Origin of the sequence: Azospirillum doebereinerae (genome assembly GCF_003989665.1) — a bacterium.
GTDB classification, from domain to species: domain Bacteria; phylum Pseudomonadota; class Alphaproteobacteria; order Azospirillales; family Azospirillaceae; genus Azospirillum; species Azospirillum doebereinerae.
This window is the reverse complement of sequence record NZ_RZIJ01000089.1, coordinates 1-446: the sequence shown is the minus strand read 5'-3', so window position 1 is coordinate 446 and position 446 is coordinate 1. Positions and strand designations below refer to the sequence as shown.

1 protein-coding gene is annotated in these 446 nt (G+C 73.1%); it reads left to right on the top strand.

All coding sequences use genetic code 11. From position 1 onward, the window contains the following. Window positions 1-446, top strand: a 446-nt coding sequence (locus tag EJ913_RS31330) for an electron transfer flavoprotein subunit alpha/FixB family protein (RefSeq protein ID WP_211099091.1), incomplete at both ends; no start/stop codon positions are given.

Below are 446 nucleotides of genomic sequence, written 5' to 3'. Positions count from 1 at the left end.
CCGGCCACCTCGGTGGGTAAGAACGCGCTGCCCCGCGTCGCCGCCCTGCTCGACGTGGCGGCGATCTCCGACATCACCGGGGTGGTCTCGACCGACACCTTCGAGCGGCCGATCTACGCCGGCAACGCCATCGCCACCGTGCAGTCCAAGGACCCGGTCAAGGTCGTCACCGTCCGCACCACCGCCTTCGAGGCGGCGGGCGAGGGCGGCTCGGCGCCGGTCGAGACCGTCATCGCCGCCGGCAACCCCGGCCTGTCCAGCTTCGTCTCGGCCGAGTTGTCGAAGTCGGAGCGCCCGGAGCTGACCTCGGCGCGCGTCGTCGTCTCGGGCGGGCGCGGCATGCAGTCGGGCGAGAACTTCCCGCTGCTGGAAGCCATCGCCGACAAGCTGGGCGCGGCGGTCGGCGCGTCGCGCGCGGCGGTGGACGCCGGTTTCGTGCCGAACGA